Below are 13,281 nucleotides of genomic sequence, written 5' to 3'. Positions count from 1 at the left end.
TTCTCTTCTGAGGGGGAAGGTTATGAGCTTAGTAGATATTAAAATTGGAGAGAAAGTGTTAGTAAAAAGTATTCAGTCTTTAGATCAGCTATTAAAGCGTAGACTAGCTGCTTTCGGTCTTGCTGAAGGAAGCGAACTTCGCCTGAAACAGAAGGCGATGTTTAAAGGTCCTTGTACATTGGAGTGTCGTGGACAGTTAATTAGTATTCGTCATTGTGACGCGAAAATGATAAAGGTGGAATTAGCGTGAATAAGGTAGCTTTGCTAGGGAATCCGAATACGGGGAAAACATCATTATTTAATGCACTTACTGGTTCTTATGAGTATGTAGGAAACTGGAGTGGTGTAACAGTAGAAAAGAAGGTTGGTAAATTAAAAGATAAGCAAGGAACATTAATTGATTTACCAGGCGTCTATGATTTAAATCCAGTTTCACGTGATGAAGGTGTTGTAACAAACTTTCTATTAACAGAAGAATTTCAGCATATGTTAAATATTGTGGATTCTTCGCAGTTCGAACGAAATATGCATTTAACGTTGCAATTACTTGAATTTGGTAAGCCGGTCTCAATTGGTTTAAATATGATTGATGTGGCGAAGCAAAGAGGAATTGTCATTGATGTAAAACGATTATCAGAACTATTAGGTGTAACAGTCGTTCCTGTCGTTGCAAGAAGTGGAAAAGGCTGTGAAGAATTACTTGCGACTCTTAAAGAAAATGACAAAAACGAGAAAAAGCCATTCCTTATTTCATATGGTGTACGAATGGATGAAGGAATTGGAGAAGTAATTTCTCTTTTAGAGACAGCGAATTATGAGCATCCGAGATGGTTAGCTCTTCAATTTTTAAGTAATAACGAAGTAGTAGAAAAAGAAATGAAAGCATTACCAATCTATAAGGAACTCATAGCCATTCGATCTCGCTTAGAAGAAAAACTTGATTGTACGTTGGAAGAGCACATTTACAAGACTCGTGAAGCGTATATTGAAAAGTTAAAAACAAATGTTATGAAGCATGAGAAAGAAGGAAAAATTCCTTTTTCGGAAAAAATTGATAGATTAATTACACATAAAATTTTAGGACTTCCAATCTTTTTAGCAGTTATGTTTTTTATTTTTCAGGTTACGTTTACGTGGATTGGGACACCGTTATCTGATATGTTAGATGAGTTTTTTGCTGGACAGCTTACGGATTGGGTGACAGCTGGGCTTACAAGTGTTGGGGCTTCTGATTTTATTCAAGCACTCGTTACAGAAGGTATTATTGCTGGTGTTGGTGCCGTATTAGTATTCGTTCCACAAATCTTTGCACTATTCTTTTTCATTTCATTATTAGAAGACTCAGGATATATGGCGCGAATTGCAGTTGTTATGGATAGAATTATGGAGTTCTTCGGTTTAAACGGAAAAGCGTTCATTCCGATGATTATCGGTTTTGGATGTAATGTTCCAGGTATTATGGCAGCGAGAACGATTGAACAAGAAAAAGAACGTTTACTTACAGTTCTTGTAACACCATTTATGTCTTGTTCGGCACGTTTACCTGTATATGCGTTATTTGCGGGAGTATTCTTCCCTCATAGTCAGGCAACTGTTGTGTTCTCCCTATATGTTGCAGGGATTGTCCTTGCGTTATTAGTTACAAAGATTATGTCTCTTACCATTTTAAAAGCGGAAAAATCTATTTTCGTTATTGAACTACCGCCTTACCGCGTGCCGCAAGCGAAAACATTATGGCTAAGTACGTGGGAGAAAGGGAAAGGATTTGTTCGTAAAGCAGGTACATTTATCTTCGGTGGTTCTGTTGTCATTTGGCTATTAAATTATGCAGGGCCATCAGGATTTGGTGTTGATATGGGAGACAGTTACTTAGCAATGATTGGTGGATTTATCGCACCACTATTTGCACCGCTTGGCTTTGGAACGTGGCAAGCTGCAGCTTCCCTTTTAACAGGATTTTTAGCGAAGGAAGTTGTCGTTTCTACAATGGCCATTATTTATGCGGTGAAAGAAGATGTGCTTGGAAATGTAATGGGAGCACATTATAAAGCATTATCAGCTTATGCATTTATGTTCTTTATTTTATTATATGTTCCGTGTTTAGCGACGGTAGCTGTTATTAAACGTGAAACAGGATCAGCGAAATGGACGATTTTCTCAGTCGTGTATCCACTCGTAGTTGCTTATGTATTAACGCTCATTATATACCAAGTTGGATCCCTACTCGGATTCTAGAAGGAGATGTATTGTGATGATGGTCAATATTATAATTGGAGCTATCATTTTTGGTTATGCAGCATACACGTTAGTTAATTTTGTAAAGAGAAGTAAAAAAGGAAAATGCGCGGCATGTTCTTTAAATAAGTCGTGTCAGTCGAATACTTGTAGTCCGGATATGGAGCAAATTGCTCATAAATAGAAAAAAGCTTTTCGAATTTGAATTGAACCCAAAAAGTTAGACAAATATATTAAGCAGCTAGCTACTAAGGATTGAACTCTGTATTGCACAGGGGGCAATCCTTTTAGTTTTGCTTTAATTCTTTTATGATTGTAGTAATAAATATAAGTTTCTAGTTCTTGCTTAAATTGTTCCATTTACTGCTTGTATTTTATCCTTTGAAGAAAATTTAGCCATAAAAAATGCACCTCCAATTGTTAATTATGTGTCTAACAATTGGGGTGCACTTCATTTCGTGAAGCTTTTTTGTTTTACTTTTTAATTTTTACAAGTTGTGATGATTCTACACCATTCTTTCCAGGGAACTCTTTACTTGGATCTTTATCGAATTTTAATACACCTACAGATTTTTCTTCACCTTTTACATTTCCGTAAGTTGCATCATCAACAATTGCGAACATGTCGGCATATGCACGGCCACTGCCGATAATTGTGTTGCCTTCATATTTTAATTTTGCTCCATCAAGTGTAGCATTTTCTACTTTTTCTTTAGCAAATAATACACCTTGCTCTGCTGTTACAGCTGGTAATTTATCAAGTGGTTTCGTATCGTCTTTTTCATCCACTTTGTTAAGCAATTCTTTTTTTACAAGTTCTTCACCAGTTTTCTTATCCATGACAAGAACTTTTTTACCTTCTAATGTTGTCATTTTCATTTTATAGAAGTCTTTTTCTTTCACTTCTTTTTTGTTTTTATCTGCAATTTGTGTTACTTGATCTTCTGTTCCGTACAGTACAAAACCGTTTGCTTTCTCTCCTAATAAAGAACAACCTGATAATGCTCCAAGTGAAATTGCTGCTGCTAATCCGATTCCTACTAATTTTTTCATGATGATTTCTCCTTTTATCTGTTTTATAGTAAATACAATTTTTGTATTAGTTTTGAAATGATGAGAAGCTTGTTTTGTTGCTTCTGGTATTAGTGTATAAGAAATAGGGAGACGCAACTATCGAGTTAGCTTACAGTAACATTACACTTATGTAATTTAGTGAAATTGCACAAAAGTAAGTTAATTTTAAAGAGGGATAATGAGAATATATTAGAAATACAATATTATATATAGAATGTCATATTATAATGGATGTATTTTGGAAATAACATGTAAGGACATATTAGTTTTGTTATAATAAACACATAGGCTGTAAAAATGAATATTCTTTACTGTAAAGGGAGATTTTTCAGTTTTCCAAGTAGTGAATTTGAAATATGAGGTATATCATAGGAGGAATTTAGATGTCTGTATTTAAACGATTAAGAGATTTAACAATGTCGAACGTATATTCATTAATTGAAAAAGCGGAAGATCCAGTTAAGATGACGGATCAATATTTACGCGATATGCAAGCGGATGTACAAGAAGCTGAGAAAAGTGTAGCCGCTCAAATTGCACTTGAGAAGAAATTCAAAATCTTATTTGAAGAGCAAGAAGCGCTTGTGAAAAAACGTGAAGAGCAAGCTCATATGGCTGTTCAAGCTAACAACTTAGATCTTGCGCGCCGTGCATTAGAAGAAAAACAAAATGCAGAGCAAAAGATGAATGAGTATAAAGCAAGCTATGAGCAAAATAAAGTTGCTGCTGATAATCTGCGCCTGAAGCTAGAAGAAATGCGTAAGCAATTAACTGAGCTGAAAAATAAACGTGAGACACTTGTAGCACGTGTAAATGCGGCGAAAGCACAAAAGAATATTAATCAGGCGATGTCTGGATTTGATTCAAACTCAGCGAAAGCTGGTTTAAGCCGTATGGAAGAGAAAGCTCTTCAATTAGAGGCTGAAGCAGAAGCAAGCGGTGAAGTGTACAAGAAAGAAAAATCATTAGATGATGAATTCGCAAGCTTAAACAAAAATTCTGCTGTTGACGATGAATTAGCTCGTATTATGAAGCAGTATGAGAAATAATATAGAATAGAGACAAATGAACCGACATGTCTAAACAAATTCATGTCGGTTTTCTATTACCCCGCATTAACGGGCAGTAAGACTCCCACCTCTACTTTTTGTGAAAGCAGAGAGGTGGGGGGAGATCTACTGCCCGTAAATGCCCGATTGGTTCAACTAATAATCAGCGGGGAATGAACACCTCCCCACTGATTAAAGTTTCACTTTATATTTAGAGGAGGTTTTGCAATGACATGGACAAATGTATTAGCCATGCTTGTATGGACTGGAGCGAGTGCAGTACTTTTATTTGCAATTATGTGGGTTGATTCAATTTTTACTAAATACAATGACTTAAAAGAAATAAAAAATGGGAATACAGCTGTAACAACTCGTTTCGTTATGAAATTATTCGCACAAGGGTACATTTTATCTCAATCGATAACGAAAGCAAATGACTTATGGCAAGCGCTACTTGCATCAGCAGTTTCTTTCGTTATTTTATTAGTGGTAGAAATGTTTATCGAATTTGTGTTAAAGAAAATGGCTGGTTTAGATTTAGAAGAAGGTACGAAAGAAGGCAGTGTTGCGCACGCGATGTTGGCCGGATCATTACATATTGTGGGTGCACTTATTTTAGGTGCTTGTTTATAAAGAGAGAAGGAGGGGTAGCTCATGAGTTTATTTAAACGAATTAAAAATATAATGAAAAGCCCAGAACCGCCGAAACCAGAGAAAAGTTTGTTAACGTTAGCTCCTGGCGATATGGTTGAAGTTTCATTAGTCATGTATGAATTAATTGGGAAAACGAGTATGCATTCTCGTAAAGAAATTGTTTTAACACTGCAAGACGGGAAAGATATTCGTTATTTAAAAATTGAAGATCGTGAAAATACGTATTACAAATTATATACACCAATTGATGGTCGTTTAGATTCGATTGATGAAATTCCGACGACAATTGAGATGGATGATACAGAGTACCATATGGAAGAGCAATATAACGGACGTGTTGTTGTGATGGGGAAAACACCATTCTCAGCTTCAGAAGAACAGTATGTATGGGAGTTCCAATCGGATAATCGAAAATTATTACGTATTGAATGGCAAAATGGTCGCACAATGATGTATGAGGGAGAAGCAATTATTCCCGCTGATGTACAAATTATAAGAGCAACGTAAGGGGGCGTAATCATGTCAAACCGATTGTTTACCATGATTAAATCGTTCGTGATCCCTATACTTGCTATCGTTACATTACTTGTTGTTGCTGGATATGCCTTATCAGGTTGTCAGGGCGGACAGACAAAGTCGATTCAAGACCGTTATCCACTTGAATCTGTCGCAAAGGAAGGTAAACAAGAATCTTACGTGTATAGGGCCGCCAATCGGTCAGTTCCAGAAGTCGCAAAGGAACTCATTAATGAAAGAGAACCGCAGCAAGCATCTAAAGAAGACGAAAATCAAATGTTCCTCGTTTATTCTGATAAGATTTATAATCTGCAAAAGGATAAAGAGAAGCCATCTGATACGTTAATTGAAATAAGTAATAAAGAGTTTGTCCGTCAAAATTACCAACCGTCCTTCCTGCAAGGATATATTATGGGTAGTATATTAAATGATATATTCGGTTCACGAAAATCATCGTACGGTGATTATCGCGGATATAATGACAGACAAAATCATAAACCAGTTATTCCAGAGAGACCGCCTACGAAAGAAGAAAAGAAAACCCCGCCTCCAATTACGAAGGAAGGGAAAGGGTCTATCATTAAGCGTGGCGATAATGTAGATTCGAAATCTTCTGTAGGAGATACAGGAAGTATTACGAAAAAAGGAAGCAGCACGCCTCCGCCTTCTACTGGAAGCAAAGGGAAAATAACGAAAACACCAGGTGGTTCGAGCGGATCAGATGTGAAGCCGAAATCATCTATTAAAACGCCGCCAAGGAATACATCTCCCCCAAAAACGAGGGTCGGTGGTTCAGGAAAGATTACGAAGAGAAGATAGTAGAGAGACCGAAAAGTGAAATTTGCTTTTTGGTCTTTTTTTTATTATGGAAATTAATTCCTTATAGCTGGTACAATGAAGTTATAAGGAGGAGATTATTATGACTATGTATAAAAGATTTAGTGTAATTATGTTCCTCGTATTATTCTTAAGTTTGTTTATTAGCACAACGATGAAATTTCACTTTGTAGTAGGTATTCTATGGATACTATGTACGTGTACTCTTTTTCTATATGTTCCGCTTCGTTTTCAACAAGAAGTGCCAGCCTTTCAAAAATACGTGGCATGGATTAAGAGCGGGGGAAGATGGGGCGAGTAAAAATATATCAACGATTATTGGAATATATCGACTTACTGACAAATAATAAGAAGAGGGTGTGCCAACATATTGGCACACCCTCTTCTTTCATAATGATTAATGAATATCACGTTTCTTAAAGTTACCGCCTTTTACTTCTGCTACGTCATAAACTGTAATAAAGGCGTGTGGATCGATTTCATTAATAAGTTCTTTCATTTTACTTTCTTCTAAACGGTTAATTACACAAGAAATTTCTTTGAATTTCTCTCTAGAATAACCGCCGTATACTTCGTTATATGTTGCACTTCGGCCTAAACGATCACGAATGGTTTCTACCATCAATTCAGGCTCTTTCGTAATGATTTTAAATGCTTTCGAACCACTTAAACCAACTTCAACGATATGAATCACTTTCGAAGCAATAAAGTAAGCAATTGCCGAAAGGATAGCTCCTTGAAGACCGAATACGGTTGATACGAAAATAAATACGAACATGTTTAAGAATAAAATAAGGTCACTCGTTCCAAATGGTAACTTACGAGAAAGCAATACAGCTAGCATATCGATTCCATCTAATGCCCCGCCATTACGCAATGCTAGTCCCATACCAAAACCGATGATAATACCACCAACAACTGTAACTAATAATGTATCGCCTTCAATAATAGCTGGTATTCCGTGCATGACAACGGTACCTATTGCTAATGAAGCAATCCCGATAATAGAATAAATCGCAAAGCTTTTACCGATTTGCTTATATCCTAACCAAACGAAAGGAATGTTAATAACTGCGATTAGAGCTCCTAATGGCAATCCAAATAATCTTGAACTAACGATACTTAAACCAGTTACACCACCGTCTGATACGTTATTTGGAATTAATACTGCCTCTAATCCGTACGCTGTAATAAATGCCCCAATAATAATCATCAAAGCTTTTGAAGCGATTTTAAGCTTATTGGGCTTGTTTTTGATAATTTTCTCCATATGATTTCCTCGTTTCAAACTAGTTTCTTATTTGTTACGTCATTCACACTTAAATTTTATTTTAACATTTTATTTGAAAAAATTCTCCTTTAATGGATGTATGCAGGGAATATTATGACCATATTAACTTTAAAATATTTTTGAAATGAGTATAAGAAATCCCATCCTTTCAAAGGATGGGAGACTATTAAGAAATGATAAAACTAAGTAAGGATAGGAATAAAGAAAATCCTAAAATAACTCCGCAAACTTTCATATGACGTTTACGTCCCATCACAATAATTGCGACATATTCACGAATCATTGCATTAGGCCAATAATAAAAGGCTGTTTTTGATCCGATTCCTTGGCTATTAAGCCCTGCTTGTCTTGCATATATACCAGCCCGGAAAAGGTGGAAATTATTCGTTGTAAAAATACTTTTATACTTACCGTCTGGTTTTAAAGAATCCATAATTTCTTTAGAGAACAACATATTTTGATATGTGTTTACAGAGCGATTTTCTTGCACTGTATGTTCAAGCGGAATTCCTTTTTCAACAGCGTACTTTTGCATCGCTTCTGCTTCAGGAAGGCCTTCATCTGGACCTTGTCCACCAGAGAAAATAATTGTTGGTGGCGTATTCACAGTGGCTTGTTTCCAGTAAAAGTCGATCGCTTTATGAATACGACTTGCAAGTAAAGGTGGTACTTTATCATTAATTAAGCCGCTACCGAGAACGATAATGAAATCTTGATTACGCCTTGGTCTGTTGAATTGATATAGAAAATAAGCGCTTAAGAAGTTAGATAAGTGTATAAAGAAATATACGGTTATAAGAGAAATACCAGCGAAAATAGGCTGGAAATGTGATGAGAAGAAACTTGCTGGACTTATGAAAAGGAATAATATACAGAATAAAATACCTAAAGCAGCAATAAGTGTTAAACAGTTAGTAAAACGTCGGCCTTCTCGTTTCATTAAAATTCTCGCATTCAGAAATAGTCCAAACATTAAAGCAACAATACCAAAAGGAATCATAACGATAAGTGCTAAAATAGGTAAGACTATTATGTAGCCTAGGATAGTATTACTGGAGTTCCAAGAGACAAGTATACAAAACAGAAGGAAAAAACAGATAAAAGTATTAAATAAAAACCCATTTATTATTTTTCGTGGATCTTTTAAATAGGAGATAAGAAAAATAATAAACAATATAAGAGGAATGATTCCGAAAGACATAAATATAGTACACCTCAATTTGTATAAGAATTTGACATACCTTTTATATTACATGATTTTATAATTGAAAACGAAAGAAAAAATGATTTAGAATTTTCTCAATAAAATATATGGATACATATGTTACAATGTATGTAAAGCGATATATTAAAAGTAAAATGGTTGAAGAGGCACTCTATGGAGTGTCTTTTCTTTTTCGTATGTAATTATGCATATTATATTTATTTTCAAGTGAAGAGGATTAAAATATAAGTGGTAGACATACTTTATAAAACAGAATGTAATACAAACATTTCCCTCTACTTTTTGTATCTAACAATCGTATAACAATAAATAATTCTGTTTTATAGTGTCTGTTTATGAAAGGCATCTTCTTTGAAGGCGCCTTTTTTGTTGTTTCATGTAGATACTTTTCACTGTTGGTATAGTGGAAAGTATCTATACTAAACATTAGCAATCTTCCGTATAAATATTATCAATTTACTATATATTCCAGTAGTGTTAACCTACATATGAAAGGCTTTCTTTTTCAAAATATTACCCCTAATAAATTTTTGAAGAAGTCAACTGTCTCCAAAATTGCCATTCATGCTTAGCAAAAAAGAATCCTGCAGGATTCTTTTTTGTGTTCGACAGAATATGACAAAGTACATTTGAATAATTTGTTATATTGTTAAATGGTTATTATGGAAAGAGAAGGAGACTTAAGTATGAGATTTAAAAAATTAATTTTAACAGGTGCACTTGTTGCAACTACAGCATTTACTTCAATTGGAACAGCGGAGGCAAGCGCAGGTTTTAAAGATGTTCCAAACAATCATTGGTCTTATAAAGCAATTATGGATTTAGCAAATAAAAACGTTGTTGCTGGATACGGAAATGGGATTTTTGGATTTGGTGATGATGTAACGCGTGAGCAAGTTGCAGCTCTTATGTTCCGCCATTTAAAACCGACAGTAAAAGAACAGTATAACAATCCATATAAAGATATTACGGATCGTTCAACTATGTTTAAAAAAGAGATTCTTGCTTTAACAGAGATGGGTATATTTGTTGGAGATAACACAGGAAAATTTAGACCGAAAGATTCGTTAACTCGTGAAGAAATGGCACAAATTTTGACAAGAGGATTCCAATTGCAAATTAGAGGGGATCATAATTTCCCGGATGTAGATAGAAATGGATGGGCGAATCCTGCGATTACTGCAATTAAATCAAATTATATTACGGCTGGAACTGGTGATGGTAAATTCGCACCTAAAATGCATGTAAGTCGTGAGCAATACGTTCAGTTCTTATATAATGCAACGTTACCATTTGAAGAAAGACCAGGAGCAAAACAACCACAGCCACAACCGAAACCAGAAGTAAAACCGGAAGTGAAACCAGATCCGAAACGTTTTGCGAACTGTAAAGAAGCAAACGATGCGGGATATTATGACATTACAAGAGATAGCCCGTATTATGGTAAGCATTTAGACCGTGATGGCGATGGAATTGCTTGTGAGAAAAAGAAAAAAGGTAAATAAGAAAAAGCACTCAATTTGAGTGCTTTTTCTTATGGAGACATGCTATTTTTTTAGGAGCTTTTCATAAAATGAAAGTAAGGAAATGAAAGTGGGTGACAAAATGCCGTCAGTTGTGGAAGGCGTTATTATTGAAAACTGCAACGGAACGATTAATTTAGGAGATAAATATAACGTGCAGCCGATTGAAAAAACGAAAGCTTATAATGGATCGGGATCATCGAATACAGGGATTAAAGTACAAACATTTAGCGGGGTTAGTACAGCGGATGTAGGAGATAGCGATGTGAATGATCAGGGAATGCAGTTTACTTTATAGAGAAATATGCAAAATTGCATCAAATGATGAACTTACCCTGTGCTACAATCTAGCTGTGAGCTGTTAATGATTCTTCTGTATTATAGTTGTTAGATTAGAAATATAACATCTTATCGAAAATCATACGTATAAAAAAGACACTTCAACCGAAGTGTCTTTTTTCATTTTAGTGATACCCTTTAGCAGAGTCTTTATGAATTTTATTTTTAAAGATACTGTAACTCCAAAGTTGATATCCAATAACAATTGGTACCATAACCATTGCAACGAAGAACATAATTTTTAAGTTTAATTGACTACCAGCTGCGTTGTATAACGTTGTACTATAAGCATCATTAATACGAGATGGTAACATTCTTGGGAACATACCCGCAAAGCCAGTTGTCATAAACATTGCGATTGTTAAGCAAACGAATGTGAATGCAAGACCGATTTTATGTTTGTACACCATAATAAGTGCGAGTACACTCATTAACATTGCAAGTACTGGAAGAATGAATAGTACCGGGTACTCTGTGAAGTTTTGGAATAAATTTGTACGATTTGCAGTTGCTACATAGAAAATAGCTAAAATGATAGCAGCTGCCATTGAAAATGGTCTTGCGATTTTATAAGCACGGTCAGATACTTCACCAGTCGTTTTAATCATAACCCAAAGGGCACCAGATACGACGAATATAGCAGTGAAGAACAACCCTCCTAAAATACCATAATGGTTTAGTAAGCTAAGTAAATTTCCTTCATAGCCATTTTTTCCAATTTGCAGTCCGTAATAAAGATTAGCAAATGTAACACCGAATAGGAAAGCAATTAAGAAACTACCAATTGCAAATGCCCATTTACAAGTTTTTTGCCAAATTGGTGAATCATCTTTATGCATGAACTCAAGTCCAGCAGCACGAGCAAATAGTGCAAGTAATACTAAGAATAACGGTGTATATAGATAACTAAACATATTTGCATATGTGACTGGGAAGGCAGCAAATGTTGCGCCACCAGCTGTAATTAACCACACTTCATTACCGCCCCAGAACGGGCCAATTGCTTCTTGTAATTGATTTCGTTCTTGTCGGTCTTTCGTAACGAAAGGGAAAATCATTCCGTTACCAAGTGCATACCCATCAAGAATAAAGTAAACTGTCCAAATCACGCCCCATAAACCAAACCAGATGATTGCAAGCATATCATGAGACATGAGCCGCACCTCCTTCAGTAGCAGGTTCTTCTAATGCTGCGGGTCCTTTTTTCGCGAACTTCAGCATTAAGTATACGTCTGCGATTAAAAGTAAAGTGTAGAACAAGATTAAACTAATTAATGAGAACCAAATTTGCGGGACAGATATAGGTGATACAGATTCCGCTGTACGCATGAGTTTATAAACTGTCCATGGTTGACGACCTACTTCGGCAACAATCCAACCAGCGTTAATTGCGATATATGGTAGTAAAACAGACCATATTGTCATTTTTAAGTAACGTTTTGAGTTTTCTAGTTTTCCTTTTCGGTTTAAGTAGAAACCGTACCAAGTTAATGCCATAAAGAACATACCAAGGGCAACCATTAAGCGGAAGCTATAGTACACGAGGTTAACATTTGGACGATCTTCTTTCGGAATATCTTTTAAACCAACAATTTCGCCATCAAATGAATTTGTATAGAAGAAGCTTCCTAACTTTGGAATCGTTAGGAATTCAAAGTTCTTTTCGTTTTTTACATCAGGAATTTGAACAATCGAGAAGCCTTGTCCTTTTCCAGTTTCCCAAACAGCTTCCATCGCAGCACCTTTAGCTGGTTGATATTTAGCTGCTGATACACCAGATTGATGTCCCATAAACGGTGTAATTGTTGCGGCGAATAAGCCTAACATTAAGCCAAATTTAAATGATTTTTTGAAGAATTCAACTTCATTCTTACGTAATAAGTGATAGGCACTAATTGCCATAACGAAGAAAGCACCAACAATATAACAACCAACTACAGTATGGAAGAACATATTCCAAGCGTATGGATTCGTAACGAGTGCCCAGAAATCATTTAATTCAGCGCGGCCGTTACGCACGACGTAGCCAACAGGATTTTGCATAAAGCCGTTTGCTGTAATAATCCAAAGGGCGGAAATATTTGTTCCAAGTGCAACCATCCACATACAGAAGGCACGGAACTTTGGTGAAATTTTGTCTTTACCGAATAACCATATTCCCATGAAAGTAGATTCTAAGAAGAAGGCAACGAGTGCTTCGATTGCGAGAGGTGATCCGAAAATATCTCCCATATATTTGGAGTACTCAGACCAGTTTGTTCCAAATTGGAATTCCATCGTAATCCCGGTTATAATCCCCATTACGAAGTTAATTGTAAATAATTTACCCCAGAAATTTGCCATTTTGCGGTATGTTGGATTCAATGTGCGGGCGTATTGAGTCTCCATACACGCTACTAAAATAACAAGTCCGATTGTCAAAGGTACAAATAAAAAATGATAAAAAACAGTAATTGCAAATTGAAAACGACTCAGTAACAGAACGTCGGACATAATAAATATTCACTCCTTTTTTACATTATCTACAATCAGTTTATA

Annotated in this window: 15 protein-coding genes and 1 pseudogene; 10 read left to right on the top strand and 6 right to left on the bottom strand. The window is 35.6% G+C overall.

The features are described from left to right. Positions 1–22: 22 nt before the first annotated feature. Genes EGX95_RS22800 through EGX95_RS22790 form a run of 3 tightly spaced genes read left to right on the top strand, consistent with a single transcriptional unit; the run spans position 23 to position 2,419 of the window. On the top strand, positions 23–250 hold the full coding sequence (locus EGX95_RS22800) for a FeoA family protein (protein WP_000060512.1): 228 nt from the start codon (positions 23–25) through the stop codon (positions 248–250). After that, positions 247–2,235: a ferrous iron transport protein B gene (gene feoB, locus EGX95_RS22795; RefSeq protein WP_001044827.1), complete on the top strand. Its 1,989-nt coding sequence runs from the start codon at positions 247–249 to the stop codon at positions 2,233–2,235. Before EGX95_RS22800 ends, feoB begins: the two co-directional genes overlap by 4 nt. Before the next feature lie 16 nt (positions 2,236–2,251). Continuing rightward, entirely contained in the window at positions 2,252–2,419 is a 168-nt protein-coding gene (locus EGX95_RS22790; protein WP_000989595.1) for a FeoB-associated Cys-rich membrane protein, read from the top strand. A gap of 56 nt (positions 2,420–2,475) precedes the next feature. Here the strand turns inward: EGX95_RS22790 and EGX95_RS30840 are convergent. Both EGX95_RS30840 and EGX95_RS22780 read right to left on the bottom strand, forming a co-directional pair. Beyond that, a pseudogene (locus tag EGX95_RS30840) lies at positions 2,476–2,595 on the bottom strand (IS3 family transposase); the annotation flags it as partial. A gap of 114 nt (positions 2,596–2,709) precedes the next feature. Then, positions 2,710–3,288 carry a lipoprotein BA_5634 family protein gene (locus tag EGX95_RS22780; RefSeq protein WP_000737506.1) on the bottom strand — a complete coding sequence of 193 codons (579 nt, stop codon included), beginning with the start codon at positions 3,286–3,288 and terminating at the stop codon, positions 2,710–2,712. A 404-nt stretch (positions 3,289–3,692) separates the two neighbouring features. Between EGX95_RS22780 and EGX95_RS22775 the strand changes: the two genes are divergently transcribed. The 5 genes from EGX95_RS22775 to EGX95_RS22755 all read left to right on the top strand — a co-directional run bounded on the left by EGX95_RS22775 (position 3,693) and on the right by EGX95_RS22755 (position 6,666). Further along, a complete protein-coding gene (locus EGX95_RS22775) occupies positions 3,693–4,358 on the top strand; it encodes a PspA/IM30 family protein (RefSeq protein ID WP_000110282.1) in 666 nt (221 codons plus the stop codon). Between the two features lie 228 nt (positions 4,359–4,586). Then, on the top strand, positions 4,587–4,991 hold the full coding sequence (locus tag EGX95_RS22770; RefSeq protein ID WP_000220322.1) for a DUF350 domain-containing protein: 405 nt from the start codon (positions 4,587–4,589) through the stop codon (positions 4,989–4,991). Positions 4,992–5,012: 21 nt separating this feature from the next. After that, a complete protein-coding gene (locus tag EGX95_RS22765) occupies positions 5,013–5,519 on the top strand; it encodes a DUF4178 domain-containing protein (protein ID WP_000051759.1) in 507 nt (168 codons plus the stop codon). A gap of 12 nt (positions 5,520–5,531) precedes the next feature. Beyond that, on the top strand, positions 5,532–6,347 hold the full coding sequence (locus tag EGX95_RS22760) for a DUF4247 domain-containing protein (RefSeq protein WP_000071209.1): 816 nt from the start codon (positions 5,532–5,534) through the stop codon (positions 6,345–6,347). A 100-nt stretch (positions 6,348–6,447) separates the two neighbouring features. Beyond that, positions 6,448–6,666 (top strand): hypothetical protein, encoded by a 219-nt coding sequence (locus tag EGX95_RS22755; protein WP_000180098.1) that lies wholly within the window; start codon positions 6,448–6,450, stop codon positions 6,664–6,666. 96 nt (positions 6,667–6,762) lie between these two features. Here the strand turns inward: EGX95_RS22755 and EGX95_RS22750 are convergent, their stop codons facing one another. Further along, positions 6,763–7,635: a YitT family protein gene (locus tag EGX95_RS22750; protein ID WP_000411240.1), complete on the bottom strand. Its 873-nt coding sequence runs from the start codon at positions 7,633–7,635 to the stop codon at positions 6,763–6,765. Positions 7,636–7,822: 187 nt separating this feature from the next. Further along, on the bottom strand, positions 7,823–8,857 hold the full coding sequence (locus EGX95_RS22745) for a YdcF family protein (protein ID WP_000007819.1): 1,035 nt from the start codon (positions 8,855–8,857) through the stop codon (positions 7,823–7,825). Between the two features lie 710 nt (positions 8,858–9,567). Here EGX95_RS22745 and EGX95_RS22740 point away from each other — a divergent pair. Together EGX95_RS22740 and EGX95_RS22735 are read left to right on the top strand one after the other, a co-directional pair. Beyond that, positions 9,568–10,386 (top strand): S-layer homology domain-containing protein, encoded by an 819-nt coding sequence (locus EGX95_RS22740; protein ID WP_001211242.1) that lies wholly within the window; start codon positions 9,568–9,570, stop codon positions 10,384–10,386. A gap of 82 nt (positions 10,387–10,468) precedes the next feature. Beyond that, positions 10,469–10,702, top strand: coding sequence for a spore germination protein (locus EGX95_RS22735; protein ID WP_002028687.1), 234 nt, complete (start codon positions 10,469–10,471; stop codon positions 10,700–10,702). A gap of 166 nt (positions 10,703–10,868) precedes the next feature. Here the strand turns inward: EGX95_RS22735 and cydB are convergent, their stop codons facing one another. Together cydB and cydA are read right to left on the bottom strand one after the other, a co-directional pair. Beyond that, positions 10,869–11,897, bottom strand: coding sequence for a cytochrome d ubiquinol oxidase subunit II (gene cydB, locus EGX95_RS22730; RefSeq protein WP_000017662.1), 1,029 nt, complete (start codon positions 11,895–11,897; stop codon positions 10,869–10,871). After that, a complete protein-coding gene (cydA, locus tag EGX95_RS22725; RefSeq protein ID WP_001286199.1) occupies positions 11,887–13,236 on the bottom strand; it encodes a cytochrome ubiquinol oxidase subunit I in 1,350 nt (449 codons plus the stop codon). Before cydA ends, cydB begins: the two co-directional genes overlap by 11 nt. Positions 13,237–13,281: the final 45 nt, after the last annotated feature.

Origin of the sequence: Bacillus sp. FDAARGOS_527 (assembly GCF_003812125.1) — a bacterium.
Classification (GTDB): domain Bacteria; phylum Bacillota; class Bacilli; order Bacillales; family Bacillaceae_G; genus Bacillus_A; species Bacillus_A paranthracis.
The sequence above is the reverse complement of the archived record's forward strand: the minus strand, read 5'-3'. Positions and strand labels throughout refer to the sequence as shown.

Bases quoted from the DNA above. Each gene is read 5' to 3' on its own strand.
- EGX95_RS22800 (WP_000060512.1), top strand. From the start codon at position 23: ATGAGCTTAGTAGATATTAAAATTGGAGAGAAAGTGTTAGTAAAAAGT.
- EGX95_RS22790 (WP_000989595.1), top strand. From the start codon at position 2,252: ATGATGGTCAATATTATAATTGGAGCTATCATTTTTGGTTATGCAGCA.
- EGX95_RS22780 (WP_000737506.1), bottom strand. From the start codon at position 3,288: ATGAAAAAATTAGTAGGAATCGGATTAGCAGCAGCAATTTCACTTGGA.
- EGX95_RS22775 (WP_000110282.1), top strand. From the start codon at position 3,693: ATGTCTGTATTTAAACGATTAAGAGATTTAACAATGTCGAACGTATAT.
- EGX95_RS22770 (WP_000220322.1), top strand. From the start codon at position 4,587: ATGACATGGACAAATGTATTAGCCATGCTTGTATGGACTGGAGCGAGT.
- EGX95_RS22765 (WP_000051759.1), top strand. From the start codon at position 5,013: ATGAGTTTATTTAAACGAATTAAAAATATAATGAAAAGCCCAGAACCG.
- EGX95_RS22760 (WP_000071209.1), top strand. From the start codon at position 5,532: ATGTCAAACCGATTGTTTACCATGATTAAATCGTTCGTGATCCCTATA.
- EGX95_RS22755 (WP_000180098.1), top strand. From the start codon at position 6,448: ATGACTATGTATAAAAGATTTAGTGTAATTATGTTCCTCGTATTATTC.
- EGX95_RS22750 (WP_000411240.1), bottom strand. From the start codon at position 7,635: ATGGAGAAAATTATCAAAAACAAGCCCAATAAGCTTAAAATCGCTTCA.
- EGX95_RS22745 (WP_000007819.1), bottom strand. From the start codon at position 8,857: ATGTCTTTCGGAATCATTCCTCTTATATTGTTTATTATTTTTCTTATC.
- EGX95_RS22740 (WP_001211242.1), top strand. From the start codon at position 9,568: ATGAGATTTAAAAAATTAATTTTAACAGGTGCACTTGTTGCAACTACA.
- EGX95_RS22735 (WP_002028687.1), top strand. From the start codon at position 10,469: ATGAAAGTGGGTGACAAAATGCCGTCAGTTGTGGAAGGCGTTATTATT.
- cydB (WP_000017662.1), bottom strand. From the start codon at position 11,897: ATGTCTCATGATATGCTTGCAATCATCTGGTTTGGTTTATGGGGCGTG.
- cydA (WP_001286199.1), bottom strand. From the start codon at position 13,236: ATGTCCGACGTTCTGTTACTGAGTCGTTTTCAATTTGCAATTACTGTT.